Origin of the sequence: Enterobacter oligotrophicus (assembly GCF_009176645.1) — a bacterium.
GTDB classification, from domain to species: domain Bacteria; phylum Pseudomonadota; class Gammaproteobacteria; order Enterobacterales; family Enterobacteriaceae; genus Enterobacter; species Enterobacter oligotrophicus.
Genome location: NZ_AP019007.1, coordinates 534,583 through 551,665, shown reverse-complemented (window position 1 = coordinate 551,665; position 17,083 = coordinate 534,583). Strand labels below are relative to the sequence as shown.

At 55.2% G+C, this 17,083-nt stretch carries 18 protein-coding genes; 10 read left to right on the top strand and 8 right to left on the bottom strand.

Features of this window, described 5'->3' with window-relative positions:
• Positions 1-191: 191 nt before the first annotated feature.
• Complete coding sequence (gene ychH / locus EoCCA6_RS02615; RefSeq protein WP_152081351.1) at positions 192-467, top strand: stress-induced protein YchH; 276 nt, start codon at positions 192-194, stop codon at positions 465-467.
• Between the two features lie 63 nt (positions 468-530).
• On the opposite strand, the gene dauA is transcribed toward ychH, so the two are convergent.
• The 4 genes from dauA to lolB all read right to left on the bottom strand — a co-directional run bounded on the left by dauA (position 531) and on the right by lolB (position 4,886).
• Positions 531-2,210, bottom strand: a complete 1,680-nt coding sequence (gene dauA, locus EoCCA6_RS02610) for a C4-dicarboxylic acid transporter DauA (protein ID WP_152081350.1) — start codon at positions 2,208-2,210, stop codon at positions 531-533.
• Between the two features lie 124 nt (positions 2,211-2,334).
• Positions 2,335-3,282 (bottom strand): ribose-phosphate diphosphokinase, encoded by a 948-nt coding sequence (gene prs, locus EoCCA6_RS02605; RefSeq protein ID WP_003856663.1) that lies wholly within the window; start codon positions 3,280-3,282, stop codon positions 2,335-2,337.
• 126 nt (positions 3,283-3,408) lie between these two features.
• The gene (gene ispE / locus EoCCA6_RS02600; RefSeq protein WP_152081349.1) at positions 3,409-4,278 is read right to left on the bottom strand and encodes a 4-(cytidine 5'-diphospho)-2-C-methyl-D-erythritol kinase; all 870 of its coding nucleotides are present in this window, start codon (positions 4,276-4,278) and stop codon (positions 3,409-3,411) included.
• Positions 4,275-4,886, bottom strand: a complete 612-nt coding sequence (gene lolB / locus EoCCA6_RS02595) for a lipoprotein insertase outer membrane protein LolB (RefSeq protein WP_152081348.1) — start codon at positions 4,884-4,886, stop codon at positions 4,275-4,277. Before lolB ends, ispE begins: the two co-directional genes overlap by 4 nt.
• 201 nt (positions 4,887-5,087) lie before the next feature.
• Between lolB and hemA the strand changes: the two genes are divergently transcribed.
• Genes hemA through kdsA form a run of 6 tightly spaced genes read left to right on the top strand, consistent with a single transcriptional unit; the run spans position 5,088 to position 10,390 of the window.
• Entirely contained in the window at positions 5,088-6,344 is a 1,257-nt protein-coding gene (gene hemA, locus EoCCA6_RS02590; protein ID WP_152081347.1) for a glutamyl-tRNA reductase, read from the top strand.
• A gap of 41 nt (positions 6,345-6,385) precedes the next feature.
• Positions 6,386-7,468 (top strand): peptide chain release factor 1, encoded by a 1,083-nt coding sequence (prfA, locus tag EoCCA6_RS02585; RefSeq protein WP_152081346.1) that lies wholly within the window; start codon positions 6,386-6,388, stop codon positions 7,466-7,468.
• Positions 7,468-8,298 carry a peptide chain release factor N(5)-glutamine methyltransferase gene (gene prmC / locus EoCCA6_RS02580; protein WP_152081345.1) on the top strand — a complete coding sequence of 277 codons (831 nt, stop codon included), beginning with the start codon at positions 7,468-7,470 and terminating at the stop codon, positions 8,296-8,298. Before prfA ends, prmC begins: the two co-directional genes overlap by 1 nt.
• A gap of 2 nt (positions 8,299-8,300) precedes the next feature.
• Positions 8,301-8,687, top strand: a complete 387-nt coding sequence (sirB2, locus tag EoCCA6_RS02575; protein ID WP_373308808.1) for an invasion regulator SirB2 — start codon at positions 8,301-8,303, stop codon at positions 8,685-8,687.
• 3 nt (positions 8,688-8,690) lie between these two features.
• Positions 8,691-9,500 (top strand): invasion regulator SirB1, encoded by an 810-nt coding sequence (sirB1, locus tag EoCCA6_RS02570; protein ID WP_152081343.1) that lies wholly within the window; start codon positions 8,691-8,693, stop codon positions 9,498-9,500.
• Positions 9,501-9,535: 35 nt separating this feature from the next.
• A complete protein-coding gene (kdsA, locus tag EoCCA6_RS02565; RefSeq protein ID WP_152081342.1) occupies positions 9,536-10,390 on the top strand; it encodes a 3-deoxy-8-phosphooctulonate synthase in 855 nt (284 codons plus the stop codon).
• A gap of 106 nt (positions 10,391-10,496) precedes the next feature.
• On the opposite strand, the gene chaA is transcribed toward kdsA, so the two are convergent.
• Positions 10,497-11,597, bottom strand: coding sequence for a sodium-potassium/proton antiporter ChaA (chaA, locus tag EoCCA6_RS02560; RefSeq protein ID WP_152081341.1), 1,101 nt, complete (start codon positions 11,595-11,597; stop codon positions 10,497-10,499).
• 270 nt (positions 11,598-11,867) lie between these two features.
• On the opposite strand from chaA, the gene chaB reads away from it, so the two are divergent.
• Both chaB and EoCCA6_RS02550 read left to right on the top strand, forming a co-directional pair.
• Complete coding sequence (gene chaB / locus EoCCA6_RS02555) at positions 11,868-12,098, top strand: putative cation transport regulator ChaB (RefSeq protein WP_152081340.1); 231 nt, start codon at positions 11,868-11,870, stop codon at positions 12,096-12,098.
• Between the two features lie 177 nt (positions 12,099-12,275).
• The gene (locus EoCCA6_RS02550; RefSeq protein WP_152084384.1) at positions 12,276-12,971 is read left to right on the top strand and encodes a gamma-glutamylcyclotransferase; all 696 of its coding nucleotides are present in this window, start codon (positions 12,276-12,278) and stop codon (positions 12,969-12,971) included.
• Between the two features lie 40 nt (positions 12,972-13,011).
• Here EoCCA6_RS02550 and EoCCA6_RS02545 read toward each other — a convergent pair whose 3' ends face one another.
• The 3 genes from EoCCA6_RS02545 to EoCCA6_RS02535 all read right to left on the bottom strand — a co-directional run bounded on the left by EoCCA6_RS02545 (position 13,012) and on the right by EoCCA6_RS02535 (position 15,707).
• A complete protein-coding gene (locus EoCCA6_RS02545; RefSeq protein ID WP_152081339.1) occupies positions 13,012-13,251 on the bottom strand; it encodes a DUF1883 domain-containing protein in 240 nt (79 codons plus the stop codon).
• Positions 13,252-13,462: 211 nt separating this feature from the next.
• Positions 13,463-15,247, bottom strand: a complete 1,785-nt coding sequence (locus EoCCA6_RS02540; protein ID WP_152081338.1) for a methyl-accepting chemotaxis protein — start codon at positions 15,245-15,247, stop codon at positions 13,463-13,465.
• Positions 15,248-15,353: 106 nt separating this feature from the next.
• Positions 15,354-15,707, bottom strand: coding sequence for a DsrE/DsrF/TusD sulfur relay family protein (locus EoCCA6_RS02535; protein WP_152081337.1), 354 nt, complete (start codon positions 15,705-15,707; stop codon positions 15,354-15,356).
• Between the two features lie 71 nt (positions 15,708-15,778).
• Between EoCCA6_RS02535 and nasR the strand changes: the two genes are divergently transcribed.
• A complete protein-coding gene (nasR, locus tag EoCCA6_RS02530) occupies positions 15,779-16,963 on the top strand; it encodes a nitrate regulatory protein NasR (RefSeq protein ID WP_152081336.1) in 1,185 nt (394 codons plus the stop codon).
• Positions 16,964-17,083: the final 120 nt, after the last annotated feature.

The window sequence follows — 17,083 nt, the reverse complement described above, 5'->3', positions numbered from 1 at the left end:
GCGGAAATGTGAATAATTACTGGTCTGAACCATTAGAATTTCAAGCTGTTCAGGCGCTTATTTGTAAACTTTTGTCCGGACGTCGTCTGTAATTGTGATCATTCACGCAACTCATATAAGCGGTGTTGTCTATACTTTACACACAAGGATTAGGGGATTATCCCTTACAACCCAGGTTCCGGAGGTGACATATGAAACGCAAAAACGCTTCGATACTCGGTAACGTACTGATGGGGTTGGGACTCCTGGTGATGGTCGTCGGTGTGGGTTATTCTATTTTAAACCAGTTACCGCAGCTTGACCTTCCACAATACTTCGCGCATGGCGCGGTGCTGAGCATCTTTATTGGTGCAGTGTTGTGGCTGGCAGGGGCGCGTGTGAGCGGCCACGAACAGGTGAGTGACAGATACTGGTGGGTGCGCCATTACGACAAACGTTGCCGCCGTGACCAGCATAAGCACAGTTAGTGCGTTGCAATAAAGAACATAAAAAACGACTCTTTTCAGAGTCGTTTTTTTTGCGGTTGCAGATTACAGATCCTTTAGCGCGGCTTCGCGATCGGGATAAAAAGCCAGGCGACCGGGGATTGGCTGTACGCCAGCGCGTGCCATGGTGCGCAGCGGCTGGAATTCCAGGTTACTGACCCGCAGCTCGCAACCCTCCGGCAGACGCTTAACGAAGCGCTGGAAGGCATCCAGGCCACCGGCATCCAGCACCGGCACGGCATCCCATTTCAGCACAACAATGCGTTTGCCCGCAATGCGGGACTCCAGATCGCTAAACAGACCTTCGGCAGCGGCAAAGAACAGCGGGCCGATCACGCGTAGCACCAGCACATCGTCAGGCACCTCAACGTTAACCGGTGAGAGGCGTGTCATCTGCGCAATGCGGCGCATAAACAGCAACGAGGCCAGCACGATGCCCACGCTGATAGCGATAACCATATCGAACAGCACGGTCAGGGACATACAGATCAGCATGACGATGATGTCGTCTTTTGGCGCACGGCGCAGCAGATTTACCACCTTATGCGCTTCACTCATGTTCCACGCCACCATCAGCAGCAGAGCCGCCATAGCCGAAAGTGGCAGCCATGAAAGCAGCGGCGCGAGGATCAGCAGGGCGAGGATCACCAGCACGGAGTGAATAACCGCCGAAACCGGTGAGGTGGCCCCTGCGCGCACGTTGGCCGCAGAGCGGGCAATGGCGGCCGTTGCCGTGATACCGCCAAAGAATGGCGCGATGATATTCCCTAACCCCTGACCAACCAGCTCGCTGTTGGCTTTATGTTTGGTGCCGGTCATACCGTCCAGTACCACGGCGCACAGCAGGGATTCAATCGCCCCCAGCATCGCCATTGAGAAGGCGGCGGGCAGCAGCGCCTGCAGCGAATCCCAGCTCAGCGTGAAGCTGGAGCCAGGCATATCCCACGGCAGAACCAGTTGCGGTAATAGCTGTGGAATACCACTACCCTGAGAACCATCCGCCAGAACATAGTGGAACTGTGAGCCGATAGTGGCGACGTTTCCACCGAATAAATTAACGATGGCCATCACCGCACAGCCCAGCAGCAGCGCAGGCAAATGCCCCGGCAGACGAATGCCCAAACGAGGCCAGGCAATCAGCGTCCCCAGGGTGACAATCCCAATCGCGGCATCACCCACGTTGAGGGTCGGTAGCGCCATCAGCAGCGCTCCGACTTTTTGCAGGTAATGTTCAGGCACGTGCGTCAGCTGCAAGCCAAGAAAATCTTTGATCTGCATTGTTCCGATGGTAATGCCAATCCCGGATGTGAACCCCAGCGTCACGGAAAGGGGAATGTACTCAATTAACCGACCAAAGCGGGCCAGGCCAAACAGGATCAGAAAGACGCCGGACATCAAGGTGGCGACCAGCAGGCCAGCCAGGCCAAACTGCTGAGAAACCGGGTAAAGGATCACCACAAAAGCAGCGGTCGGCCCGGAAACACTGAAGCGTGAGCCGCCCGTCAGCGCAATCACAATCCCGGCGACAGCCGAGGTGTAAAGGCCGTACTGCGGTGCCACGCCGCTACCAATCGCCAGCGCCATCGCCAGCGGTATGGCGATAATACCGACGGTGATCCCGGCGATGACGTCACGTATAAAACGTGACGAGGTATATTTCTCTTTCCAGCAAGCGTCGATGAGGGCGCGAAAGGGCAGAACATGTGAGGAAGTTACGTTTTTCACAATTATCTTTCATCCGTGTGCGCATCATCTGTCATGTGAATGGCAGGTGAAGGAGGCATTAATCATACAAATACATATCAGAGACAAAAAAACCCGCCGCAGCGGGTTTTTCGGCCATGTTCGCTTAGTGTTCGAACATTGCTGAGATCGATTCTTCGTTGCTGATACGACGAATCGCTTCGGCCAACATTCCGGACAAGGTCAAAGTACGCACGTTTGGCAGCGCTTTGATTTCATCACTCAATGGAATGGTATCGCAAACCACAACTTCGTCGATAACGGAGTTACGGAGATTATTCACCGCATTACCGGAGAAGATCGGGTGAGTCGCGTAAGCGAACACGCGCTTGGCACCACGCTCTTTCAGGGCTTCAGCTGCTTTACACAGCGTACCGCCGGTATCGATCATGTCATCAACCAGCACACAGTCGCGGCCAGCAACGTCACCGATGATATGCATCACCTGAGACACGTTAGCACGCGGACGGCGTTTGTCGATGATTGCCATGTCGGTATCGTTCAGCAGTTTTGCGATAGCACGTGCACGGACCACACCACCGATGTCCGGAGAAACCACGATTGGGTTGTCCAGATTCAGCTGCAGCATGTCTTCCAGCAGGATTGGGCTGCCGAATACGTTATCAACCGGAACATCGAAGAAGCCCTGGATCTGCTCGGCGTGCAGGTCAACGGTCAGAACGCGGTCAACGCCTACGCTTGACAGGAAGTCAGCGACAACTTTGGCCGTGATGGGCACACGCGCGGAACGGACGCGACGGTCCTGGCGGGCATAGCCAAAGTAAGGGATTACAGCAGTGATACGGCCTGCGGAAGCACGACGCAGGGCGTCGACCATAACAACCAGTTCCATCAGGTTGTCGTTCGTTGGAGCACAGGTGGACTGGATGATGAAAATATCACCACCGCGTACATTTTCGTTAATTTGTACGCTGACTTCGCCGTCGCTAAAGCGACCTACGGCGGCGTCGCCGAGGGAAGTGTACAGGCGGTTGGCAATACGTTGTGCTAGTTCCGGGGTGGCGTTACCAGCAAAAAGCTTCATATCAGGCACGAGAAGAACCTCAGGCATGCGTCCAGTGGTGGATAGCATTCGCCGCTAACTGCGGGGCCTAAGCGAAATGCTATCCAGGCGGTGTATTAAAGAGCGCGATGCAACGTCTGGAACAGGGTGACGTTGTCACCGAAACTCAGTCTGCGCCAGAATGGCGTGCTGTAGGGGGGAGGTGTTCATCCCGCGTGCTACAAAACCATGCAGCCAAACCGGCGCTTGCTCAAGCACCTGACGAGCGGCGGACTCGGTGTCAAATTCAGCAAAGACACAGGCCCCTGTGCCAGTCAGGCGCGACGGCGCGTATTCTAACAGCCAGGAAAGCACCGCATCAACCTCGCGAAAACGTTTTCTTGCGATAACCTCGCAATCGTTGCTGAATTCACAATTTAATAACGTTTCTATTGACCGCACCGGGGTATTTCTTGGCAGGTCAGGATCTTTGAAAATAACAGGGGTCGGAATGCTCACGCCAGGGTGGGCAACCAGATACCATTTTTCCGCTGGCTCCACGGGCGAAAGTATCTCACCAACGCCTTCAGCAAACGCCGCATGACCGCGCACAAACACCGGCACATCCGCACCCAGCGTCAACCCTAAGGCTGCCAGCTCGTCTTTCGATAACCCACAGCCCCAAAGGTGATTCAGCGCAACCAGTACGGTAGCCGCATTAGAAGAGCCACCGCCCAGACCGCCGCCCATCGGCAAACGCTTTTCAACGTGGATATCTGCGCCGCTGCCCGCAGGCAGCCGATCGGTATTCGCCGCCGCCTTCATCAGCAGGCGTGCGGCACGCACGATCAGGTTATCTTCATGCTCTACGCCGTCAACCGGCGTCAGCAGACGAATCTGCCCGTCCTGACGTAGCTCAATAGAGATTGTGTCGCCGTAGTCAAGAAACTGAAACAGCGTCTGCAGGGTGTGATACCCGTCAGCACGCTGCCCGGTGATGTATAAAAACAGGTTCAGCTTTGCAGGTGAGGGCCAGTGGGTCATCATTTAACGATCCAGTTGTCCATTTTCAGCTTGATGCGCTGGCTGCCCTGCGTCAGTTCCATATTGGATGGCAGCGACGGTTTCGTGTTGCTGTCATAGGCACTGTAAACCACTTTCCAGCTTTTGCCGTTCTGGGTGTAATTCACCTGGCTCAGACGGTACTGGTCATCGAGGGTGTAATCGGTCGCGTCACCCGGCAGGCCGAGTATCCACTGGCGCAGGCTGTTCAGCGGGATAGGCATGCCGGTCAGCTTGCTGATCATTTCTTCCGCATCGGTGGCGGTGTAATGCTGCCCTTTGTTGTCGGTGATCTGCGCTTCACCCGGTCTGGCGATGAGTTCCAGCTCGGTACTGCCCAGCGGGTTGAGCAACAGCAGACGGTAACGGTCCTGCCCCGTTTGCTGCCAGAAGAAGCGGGCGTACACTTTTTGCTCGTCAGACAGGTAAGCAAAGGCACCGCGGGTCTGGTACTGACTTAAATTGCGCACGTCCTGCTGGTGCTGACGCCACTGCGGCGAGTCAGGGCTTTTGCCTGGTCCTTTGGGCGGGGTGATGGAACACGCGGTCAGAACCAGCGCCGCCAGAGGCAGCAGGCGAATCAGTCGGGTCATAATGATGACAAATCCTTGAGATACGTTGCAGTTATAACTGTTAATGCTAGCGTCACAGGGTGCTACCGTCTACGTTCAAATTATCTCAAAGCGTTGTGTAAGCTATTACTCCGAAAGGGGGCAGTCTCTTTTATTGATCTCGCGCATCCTGTATGATGCGACCTGCTAACCTTATTAACGCTGGTACTACTCCCGCTCAACATGACCCTATTAGCACTCGGTATTAACCACAAAACAGCCCCGGTTTCGTTGCGAGAACGCGTTACGTTTTCGCCGGATACGCTCGACCTGGCGCTGGACAGCCTGCTTGCACAACCGATGGTGCAGGGCGGCGTGGTGCTCTCGACGTGCAACCGTACCGAGCTGTACTTAAGCGTGGAAGAGCAGGACAACCTGCACGAAGCGTTAATTCGCTGGTTATGTGACTACCACAACCTCGACGAAGAAGAGCTGCGTAATAGTCTGTACTGGCATCATGACAACGATGCGGTCAGCCACCTGATGCGCGTGGCCAGCGGTCTGGATTCGCTGGTGCTCGGCGAGCCACAAATTCTCGGTCAGGTCAAAAAAGCCTTTGCGGATTCGCAAAAAGGGCATCTTAAAGCCAGCGAGCTGGAACGTATGTTCCAGAAATCCTTCTCCGTCGCAAAGCGTGTGCGAACCGAAACCGACATTGGTGCCAGTGCGGTTTCTGTTGCTTTCGCAGCCTGTACTCTGGCGCGTCAAATTTTTGAGTCGCTGTCGACTGTCACGGTGTTACTTGTGGGTGCCGGTGAAACCATCGAACTTGTGGCCCGCCATCTGCGCGAACATAAAGTGAAAAAGATGATTATCGCGAACCGTACCCGCGAACGTGCGCAGGTGCTGGCGGACGAAGTGGGCGCAGAAGTCATTGCGCTGAGCGACATTGATGAACGCCTGAAAGAGGCGGACATTATTATCAGTTCTACCGCCAGCCCGCTGCCGATTATCGGTAAAGGGATGGTGGAGCGTGCGCTGAAATCCCGCCGTAATCAGCCGATGCTGCTGGTGGATATCGCGGTTCCGCGCGATGTCGAGCCGGAAGTCGGCAAACTGGCAAACGCCTATCTTTACAGCGTGGATGACCTGCAAAGCATCATTTCGCACAACCTTGCGCAGCGTAAAGCGGCGGCGATGCAGGCGGAAACCATCGTCGAGCAGGAAACCAGCGAGTTTATGGCCTGGCTGCGCGCGCAAAGCGTCAGCGAGACGATCCGCGAGTATCGCGGGCAGGCAGAGCAGGTGCGTGATGACCTGACTGCCAAAGCGTTAGCGGCCCTGGAACAGGGCGGCGACGCGCAAGCTATTATGCAGGATCTGGCCTGGAAACTGACCAACCGCCTGATCCATGCCCCAACCAAATCTCTTCAGCAGGCTGCCCGAGACGGGGACGATGAACGCCTGACTATTCTGCGCAACAGCCTCGGGCTGGAATAGCGCCCTACACCCATTTTCTATTACAAGGTGCATTTACGCCTATGAAGCCTTCTATCGTCGCCAAACTGGAAGCTCTGCACGAGCGCCATGAAGAAGTACAGGCGCTGCTCGGTGATGCCGGGACCATTGCAGACCAGGAACGTTTTCGCGCGCTGTCGCGTGAGTACGCGCAGTTAAGTGATGTTTCTAAATGCTTTACCGACTGGCGACAGGTCCAGGAAGATATTGAAACCGCGCAGATGATGCTCGACGACCCTGAAATGCGTGAAATGGCGCAGGAAGAGTTGCAGGATGCGAAAGCGCGTTCTGAAGAGATGGAGCAGCAGCTCCAGGTGCTTTTGCTGCCAAAAGATCCTGACGACGAACGCAACGCGTTTGTGGAAGTTCGCGCCGGAACCGGCGGCGACGAAGCGGCACTGTTTGCGGGTGACCTGTTCCGCATGTACAGCCGTTACGCGGAAGCGCGTCGCTGGCGTGTGGAAATCATGAGCGCCAACGAAGGTGAGCACGGTGGTTTTAAAGAAGTTATCGCCAAGATCAGCGGCGACGGTGTTTACGGCCGCCTGAAGTTTGAATCCGGCGGCCACCGCGTGCAGCGCGTGCCTGCCACGGAATCGCAGGGACGTATTCACACCTCCGCCTGTACGGTCGCGGTCATGCCTGAGCTGCCGGACGCGGAACTGCCGGACATCAACCCCGCGGACCTGCGCATCGATACTTTCCGTTCCTCAGGGGCGGGCGGTCAGCACGTTAACACCACTGACTCCGCCATCCGTATTACCCACCTGCCAACCGGCATTGTGGTGGAGTGTCAGGACGAACGTTCGCAGCACAAGAACAAAGCCAAAGCGCTCTCCGTGCTCGGTGCGCGTATCCGCGCCGCCGAAGTGGCGAAACGCCAGCAGGCAGAAGCGTCTACGCGTCGTAACCTGCTGGGCAGCGGCGATCGCAGCGATCGTAACCGTACCTATAACTTCCCGCAGGGCCGTGTAACCGATCACCGCATCAACCTGACGCTGTACCGGCTGGACGAAGTGATGGAAGGCAAGCTCGACATGCTGATTGAGCCTGTCGTGCAGGAATACCAGGCCGACCAGCTGGCGGCCTTGTCCGAGCAGGAATAATGGATTTTCAGCACTGGTTACGCCATGCCGCAAGTGAGCTTTCTGCCAGCGAAAGCCCACGCCGCGACGCCGAGATTTTACTGGGTTTTGTGACGGGTAAAGCCCGCACGTACCTGCTGGCGTTCGGGGAAACCGGGTTGACCGCTGAACAGCAAACGAAGCTGGACGCGCTGCTTGCCCGCCGTAAAACGGGCGAGCCTGTGGCGCATCTGGTCGGGGAACGTGAGTTCTGGTCTCTGCCGCTGTACGTCTCGGCGGCAACGCTGATCCCTCGCCCCGACACCGAGTGTCTGGTGGAGCAGGCGCTGGCGCGGTTACCGGCGCAGCCATGCCACATACTCGATCTTGGTACGGGCACTGGCGCGATAGCGCTGGCGCTTGCCAGCGAGCGGCCGGACTGCACCGTGACGGCGGTGGACGTCATGCCTGATGCGGTGGCACTCGCGCAGCGTAACGTTGAACGTCTGGGGCTGAACAATGTTTCTGTCCTGCAAAGCAGCTGGTTTGCCGCCCTTAAGAACCGTACTTTTGGGATGATTGTCAGCAATCCGCCCTATATCGACGAACACGATCCGCACCTCGCGCAGGGTGATGTTCGTTTTGAACCGCTGACGGCGCTGGTTGCCGCTAACGAAGGGTTAGCCGATCTTGATCACATTGTGACAACGTCACGGCAACATTTACTTTCCGGTGGCTGGCTGTTGGTGGAACATGGCTGGACGCAAGGGGAAGCCGTTCGTGCGCTGTTTACGCAGGCAGGGTACACCGCAGTGGAAACCTGTCGCGATTACGGCGGCAATGAACGCCTGACGCTGGGGCAGTGGTCGTGAGCGTGTTTACGGTGCTGATCTCCGTTCACCTGATTTCCGTAGCCCTGACCATCGGCTTTTTTATCGTCCGTTACTGGTGGCGCTACAGCAATAATCTGCTGATTAACGCGCGTTGGGTACGCATCGCGCCGCACTGTATCGACACCGTGCTGTTCCTTTCCGGCGCGGGGTTAATGTGGAAGACCGGCTATCTGCCATTTACTGATAAAGGCGCATGGCTGACTGAAAAGCTGTTTGGCGTTATCATCTACATCGTTTTGGGTTTTATCGCGCTTGGGCGTCATCGTCCGCGCAGCCAGCAGACGGGGTTTATTGCCTTTCTGCTGGGCCTGGTGGTGCTGTACATCATCATTAAACTCGCCACCACAAGAATACCGTTACTGGGGTAAGTCATGAGGTCCTTAGCCGATTTCGAATTTAACAAAGTGCCGCTCTGCGATGGCATGATCCTGATTTCTGAGATGATTCGCGACGACTTTACGTCACAGTATGTCTACGATGAGCTGGAGAATCTGGTCAGCCTGGCGCGCGAAGAGATCAATCAGGCCCGCCCGCAGGACTGGCAATTAGAGAAGCTGGTTGAGCTTTTCTACGGCGAATGGGGTTTCTGCGACACGCGTGGCGTGTATCGTCTTTCTGATGCATTGTGGCTGGACCAGGTGTTAAAAAACCGTCAGGGCAGCGCCGTTGCGCTGGGTGCCATTTTGCTGTGGGTGGCTCATCGCCTGGATATTCCGCTAGTACCGGTCATTTTTCCAACGCAGATGATCCTGCGTGCAGAGTGGCTGGATGGGGAGATGTGGTTAATTAATCCCTTTAACGGCGATACGCTGGATGAGCATACGCTGGATGTGTGGTTGAAAGGTAACATTAGCCCGGTGGCTGAGCTTTTTAACGAAGATCTTGATGAAGCCGATAATTCAGAGGTTATTCGCAAGTTGCTGGATACGCTAAAATCCGCACTGATGGAAGAGCGGCAAATGGAGCTGGCACTGCGTGCCAGCGAGGTACTGCTCCAGTTTAACCCTGAAGATCCGTATGAAATTCGCGACCGCGGGCTTATTTATGCCCAGCTCGACTGTGAGCATGTGGCGTTACATGATTTGAACTATTTCGTTGAGCAGTGTCCGGAAGATCCCATTAGCGAAATGATTCGCGCGCAGATCAACGCGATCTCGCATAAACAAATCACATTGCATTAACTTAGTTCCGATTCACACCTGAAAAAGGCGATTATATGAAACAAAAAGTAGTTAGCATTGGCGATATCAACGTGGCAAACGACCTGCCGTTCGTGCTGTTTGGCGGTATGAACGTGCTGGAGTCCCGTGATCTCGCGATGCGTATCTGCGAACACTACGTGACCGTGACCCAGAAGCTGGGTATCCCGTATGTGTTTAAAGCCTCTTTTGACAAAGCCAACCGCTCCTCTATCAATTCTTACCGTGGTCCTGGTCTGGAAGAAGGGATGAAGATTTTCCAGGAGCTGAAACAGACCTTTGGCGTGAAAGTGATCACCGACGTGCACGAAGCCTCTCAGGCGCAGCCTGTTGCAGACGTGGTAGACGTGATCCAGCTTCCGGCGTTCCTGGCTCGCCAGACCGATCTGGTTGCTGCGATGGCGAAAACCGGTGCCGTGATCAACGTGAAAAAACCTCAGTTCGTCAGCCCTGGCCAGATGGGTAACATCGTCGATAAGTTTATCGAAGGCGGCAACGACAAGGTGATCCTGTGTGACCGTGGTTCAAACTTCGGTTACGACAACCTGGTTGTGGATATGCTGGGCTTCAGCGTAATGAAGAACGTTTCCGGCCAGTCTCCGGTGATCTTCGACGTGACCCACGCCCTTCAGTGCCGCGACCCGTTTGGCGCAGCCTCTGGCGGCCGTCGTGCGCAGGTGACCGAGCTGGCGCGCGCCGGTATGGCTACCGGCCTGGCGGGTCTGTTCATTGAAGCGCACCCGGACCCGGCCAATGCGAAATGCGATGGCCCATCTGCACTGCCGCTGGATAAGCTGGAGCCGTTCCTGAAGCAGATCAAAGCGATTGACGATCTGGTGAAGAGCTTCGACGAGCTGGATACCAGCAACTAATAAAAAACCCGCTTCGGCGGGTTTTTCTTTGCCCGGCGGCGCTGCGCTTGCGCGGGCCTACGGGTTTTGTAGGCCGGGTAAGCGCAGCGCCACCCGGCAAAAAAGGTTACGCAAAAATCGTCATCAGGTACGCGACAAACAGCGCCATATGCGCGGCACCGTTCAGTACGTTGGTGCGTCCGGTCGAGAAGGATAACTGGCACAGCAACAGGGATGCCACCATCACAACCATCTCCGGTGCGCCCAGCGCAAATTGCAGCTCATTACCGGTCATAAAGGCAATCAGCGTTACCACCGGAACGGTGAGGGAAATGGTTGCCAGAACGGAGCCAAAGAACAGGTTCATCGCGCGCTGCACCTGGTTGTTCAGCACCGCTTTCAGTGCTCCCAGCCCTTCAGGGGAGAGAATAAGCAGCGCCACCAGGAAGCCGGTGAAGGCCACGGGCGCATTCAGCTCAGTTAACAGCGTTTCCAGCGGGTTTGCGTTCATCTTGGTCACGGCGATAACCGCGATCAGATGCACAATCAGCCAGACGGTGTGCCAGGCGCTGCTGTGGGCTGACGGCTTACCGTGATGCGGGTCGTCGTCGTCGGCGTCATCTTCATGCTCGTAAACAAACAGGCTCTGGTGCGTTTTGGTCTGAATTAACAGAAACACGCCGTACATTGCGGCCGAAATCAGTGCGACCAGTAATGCTTGTGCAGTGGTGAAATTCGCACCCGGTAGCGCCATCGGGAAGACCAGCACAATAATGGCCAGCGGGAACAGGGCGATTAAATACTGTTTAATACCAAACAGATTCATATATTGGGTCGCAAATTTGCGTCCGCCCAGTAAGAGAGAAAAGCCCACCAGACCGCCCGTTACAATCATAATGATGGAATAGAGTGTATCGCGCATCAGCGTTGGCGCAGCGTCGCCGGTCGCCATGAGAGCAGATATCAGGCTCACTTCGAGAATAACAACGGAAAGGCTTAAGATTAATGAACCGTACGGCTCACCCAGGCGGTGCGCCAGCACGTCCGCATGGCGAACCACGCTAAATGCGCTGGTTAAAATCCCCACCAGCGCAAGGATATTGATACCCACCACCACTGGCAGTGACTGACTGCTTCCCCAGAAGAGCAGCACAGCCAGTGCCAGAACCGGGAAAATGAGCGACGTCTCCTTGTGGCGGGTCTTTACCGCCTCGTGTGTTGCTGTCATGTGCTTCTCCGTCAATGCAGGTGCTTGTAATTATAGATAGAATTTTGAGGCCATTAAACTAACAGATCTCTGTTGAATACCGTTTAATGTTTACTTAATTTTACCGTTAGCAGTAAATTCTTATTCTAAGTGGCATATCTTATCTTCTTTTATAAATAATCAATAAATAACAGTTAATTAACTTCTTTGGTATTTAAGAATTCTATTCATGCTGGCACCATGAAGTATCCTCGTCCACACTTATCTCTTTAGCAAAAAGAGAGGTCAGAGATGCCATATAAAACGAAACGCGAATTACCCGACAGCGTGCAGCACGTCCTTCCCGCTCATGCGCAGGAGATCTATAAAGAGGCGTTTAACAGCGCCTGGGATCAGTACAAAGATAAAGACGATCGCCGGGATGATGCCAGCCGTGAAGAGACCGCACATAAGGTGGCATGGGCTGCCGTAAAACATGAATATGAGAAAGGAGACGATGATAAATGGCACAAAAAGAAATAGCCGCTGCCTGATGCAACACCTTCATTTTGACTTTTCAGGCGGTGGAACTTCCGTTGTATTGCAACTGGCCTGTGAATTGCTTATCGTTCATTCACTGCGGGTAAAATGACCAGCATTTAATGCCGGGAAGGCGAATTACAGATGTCGCAGGGAAGCATGCAGTGGCGGAGGTGGAAAGTGTTAACGCGTGATTTCTTAATGAAGGCAGATTGTAAGACGGCATTTGGTGATATTGAGGAATCGCTTCTCTGGTCGGCTGAACAACGTGCGGCATCGCTCGCTGCGACGCTGGCCTGCCGCCCGGATGATGGACCGGTGTGGATTTTTGGCTACGGTTCGCTGATGTGGAACCCGGCCCTGGAATTTGTCGAATCGGCAACCGGTACGCTTCCTGGCTGGCATCGCGCATTTTGTTTGCGCCTGACAGCCGGGCGCGGCAGTGCGTGTCAGCCGGGTCGTATGCTTGCACTGAAAGAGGGCGGACGCACCACCGGCGTGGCTTACCGGCTCCCGGATGCCACGCTGGAAGATGAACTGACGCTGCTGTGGAAGCGCGAGATGATCACCGGCTGCTACATTCCCGGCTGGTTCAAACTGGAACTCGACGATGGCCGCACCGTCAATGCGCTGGTCTTTATTATGGACCCGCGCCATCCGCTGTATGAAGCGGACACCCGCCCGCAGGTTATTGCCCCGTTAATTGCTGCCGCCAGTGGTCCACTGGGCACGAATGCGCAATATCTCTTTTCCCTCGATCAGGAGCTAACGCGGCTCGGCATGAAGGATGATTGTCTGAATGAGCTGGTGACGAAAGTCAAAGCGCTGATGGAAGGTAACCTGCTGAATAACCCGCTGCGTCCGGGCTTTGCCTGATAAAAATGCCCGACTGTGTGACTGCAGCCGGGCGTCGCGGTTAAGCGGCAACGTAGCTCACAGAGTGTTCGAGTGACTGGCTGTGGCTGTCAATCAGCACATCCCAGGTGCCGGTGTACGGCACCGTCAGCCATGCCTTGTCATCCTGCACGGTCAGGATATCTGCCTGCGTTTGCTTTTGTGCTTTTGCACTCATCAAATGAATGCGGCAGCGCTCTGAGCAACGTACCACAACCGTATCCCCGCCAAACAGTTTCAGACTTGTTTTTACCAGTGCCATTTTTTTACCCCGTCGTCTTAAGCTACGCTCTTTGCAGCCAGCGCTGAGCGTGATGTTGTTCACAATTCACTCAGTGCATAACACCAAAGGGGAGGGTGAAGGATGCTGATTTTGATCAAAAAATGGCATAACGTTTAAACAAAAATGACAAAATTCCTGAAAGCATTCAGCTGGCGCGCGTTTTACCCCCTTTTCGCGCGCCAGAAGAAAATTAAATGCGGAAATGTCCGGCCGTTTCAGCAAGGTCGCCCGCCTGGCTCTGCAGGGCGCTGGCTGCGGCGGCGGATTGCACCACCAGTTCGGCGTTCTGCTGCACCATACGATCCAGGTGCGTCACCGCATGGTTGATCTCATGAATGCCTTTCATCTGCTCACTGGTCGCGATGGAGATCTCGCGCATGATGCCCGAAACGCTACCGATGCTGGAGCGGATCTCATTCATGCTCTCTCCGGCCAGATGTACATAACGAGAACCGGTCGCCACGCTGTCAGTAGTGGAATCGATCAGAGATTTAATCTCTTTAGCAGCCTGGGCGCTGCGGCTGGCCAGGTTACGCACTTCACCTGCCACCACGGCAAACCCGCGGCCTTGCTCTCCGGCGCGCGCCGCTTCGACGGAAGCATTCAGCGCCAGAATGTTGGTCTGGAAGGCAATGCCGTCAATCACGCTGGTGATGTCGCCAATTTTAGCCGAGGCCACTTCAATAGACTGCATGGTGCTGATGGCCTGGGATACCACTTCGCCTCCACGCGAGGCTGCGGCTGAGGCTTTACTCGCCTGATCGTTGGCTTCCGCTGCGGACTCATTCGACTGGGTGACCGAGGCGGTGATCTCTTCGACGGCACTGGCCGTTTCACGCAGGCTGGAGGCGGCCTGTTCAGTACGCCCGGACAGATCCTGGTTGCCCGCTGCAATTTCCCGTGCGGCATTTTTCACCGACGCACTCGCATCCCGTAGCTGAACCATTACCACCGAGAGCTTATCGCTGAAGGCGTTAAACGCCTGGGCAATCTGTGCCACTTCATCTTCACCGTTATCGGGCAGGCGCTGCGACAGGTCGTTGGTGCCGTTGGCAATGTTATGCATCGCGTCGCGGATATCCGATAAACGCTTCAGCAGACGGGCAATCAGGAAGTGGACAATTGCGCCGCTCAGCAGGGCCAGGATCACCAGCGACAGCGCCGAGGCTTTCAGCAGGGAGCGCATACCGGAGGTGGCATCATTGTTGTCGAGTGCCACAATCAGCATCCAGTGTGTGCCTGGCACCGCTGTTGCCACGAACGTTTTCTCAACGCCGTTAAACGTTCCGTCGACCGGGTCACCCTTTTTCAGCGCGCTAAAGTCAGTCCCCTTGAGCACGTCGGCAAATGGCTTCAGCGTCAGGGCCGGATCGTTGGCTGCAATCACGGTGCCGTCGCTGTCAATCAGCAACCCGCTGCTCGCCGGAGTGGGGTGAATACCGCGAATATTAGCGACCACGCTATCCATTGCCACGTCGCCTGCAACCACCGCTTTCAGGGTGCCATTTTCTTTGACCGGCACGGCGAAGGTCACCACCAGCTTGCCGGTTCCTGCATCAACGTAAGGAGCGGTAACAACGGGCGCGTCGGCGCTGACGACCTGCTGATACCACGGGCGAATGGTCGGGTCGTAATCCGCCGGAACACCCGCAGGATCAGAGAATTTTGCCGTTTTGCTGGCATAGCCCACATAGACGTTAGTAAACCCGCCAGCCTGAGCGAGTTGTTTAAAGGTCGGAACCGGATCATCGCTCAGCGCGACGCTCTGCGCGGAAACAATCACGGTCATTTTGCTATTTACCCAGTCCGCAATCGCCATATTATGGCTGGCACTGGTGCTGGTCAGGATATCGCGCTGCGACTGCTGGTTATCCTGGCGCGTGACCTGGAAGTTGATAACGGTATTAAGAAGAAGGGCGACGACCAGACAGCCTGTCGTCGCGGCAATGATACGAGCACGAATGGACCTGAACATAAGTGAAATACCTGCTGTGTTGTTTTCATGCCTATCGGCAATTTCGCAGGTAAACTTGATGCTGAAACCGCGTCCATAAGAAAATAATATTTTTACGGGTTTATTATTAAAAAGTTAATACTTTATCGGCGGTCAGAGTCCACTCAGCCAGCTCAACAAGGGTGCCGATTTCAACCCCCTCAATCAGCGGCAGCCCGGTGATCCCGCGCCCGTCGGTGCAGGTTTTACACAATTTAACCGGTACATTTTGCGCTGTCAGGATCTCCAGCATCTGCTGGATGTTGTACCCTTCAGCAGGTTTTTGCCCCTTCAATCCGGCTGTTACCGCATCGGACATTAAAAAAAGACGCAGTTCCAGGTCGCTTTCGCGGTCGCGCAGCGCAATCGCCAGACGCAGGCTATTAAATAGGGATTCGCTACCGTAAGCCGCACCGTTGGCGACGATCACAATCTTCTGCATATTGACTCCTGTTCTTGTAAAGGCACGGATATTGCTTATCTCAACGGGTATACCTATCCGGGAGAGTATGTATGACGTTGAAGGCTGGCAGTTCGCCCGGCGCAACCGCGTGGTTTCAACGCGCCAGGCAGATGCGCAGGGAACATCTCAGCAGGCTGGCGCAATCAGGGACGCTGGTGAACGGCATCAGCCGACTGGTGCATATGTTACAGTGCGAACGCGGGGCATCAAACGTCTGGCTGTGTTCACAAGGCAAGCTCTATGCGCCCGAATGCAAAGCCAGCAGAGCACTGGTCGATGAAAATATTACGCTTTTTCATCATTTTCTCAATGAGCACTCCCCATTGCCGGGCAGTGCGGTGTGCGAACGCATTGCCCGTGCTCTGCAGTGTCTGGAGACGCTTGACGCACTGCGTGACGGCGTCACTGAGCAAACTATTGCGGCACCTCAGGCGATGGAGCACTACAGCCGTATGCTCCGCCATTTGCTCAGTATCGTTCCGCAGCTCAATGACAGCATTGACGATCCGCAAATCGCGGGCCGCTTTGTGGCGCTCTATTGTCTGATGCAGGGAAAAGAGCTGGTGGGCCAGGAGCGCGCGCTGGGGGCAATTGGCTTTACCCTAAACTTTTTTGACGATGAAACGCGTCAGAGACTGGTTGATCGCATTGACGGGCAGCAGGCCTGTTTTGAGGTCTTTTTATCGCACAGCCATGCCGACGTGCAGGAGACATTTACCCTCTATTGCCTGCCGGATCGTGAAACCGAGCAGCTCAGACGCATGGCCTGTACCCGCCAGCCTGCGGCCGATAACGGCAATACTGCGCTGAAGTGGTTTGCGTTGCAGACCGCGCGTCTTGAACATTTGCGCACGCTGGAGGAGGGAGAGATCGCCGATCTGATGGTCGCGGTCGATGAACGAATGCGCAGCGATGATGATTGCACACCCCAGGCCAGCGAGCATGACGATCCTCTCGCCCACTTCCCGGATAAGCCGCTTCTGCCACTGGTTCGTCAGCAGGCGCGGGAAATAGAACAACTCTCCCGTCAACTGGCCTCGCTGCGCGACACGCTGGAAGAACGTAAAACCATCGATAAAGCCAAAAGCATCCTGATGACGTACCAGAACATGAGTGAAGAGCAGGCGTGGACAGCGCTGCGTAAAATGGCGATGGATAAGAACCAGCGGATGGTGGATATCGCCCGCGCGCTGCTCACCGTAAAGAACCTCTGGCAGATAATACCAAAGGAGTAGTTGCACAGTCAGTGGGCATTTTTTGCATGATTCAGGTGCGTAATCGCTGGCAGCAACCGATGAGAGGCGGAAAAACAAGGGATTAAAAACTGGCATCTACTTTGCAGTGACAAACTCACT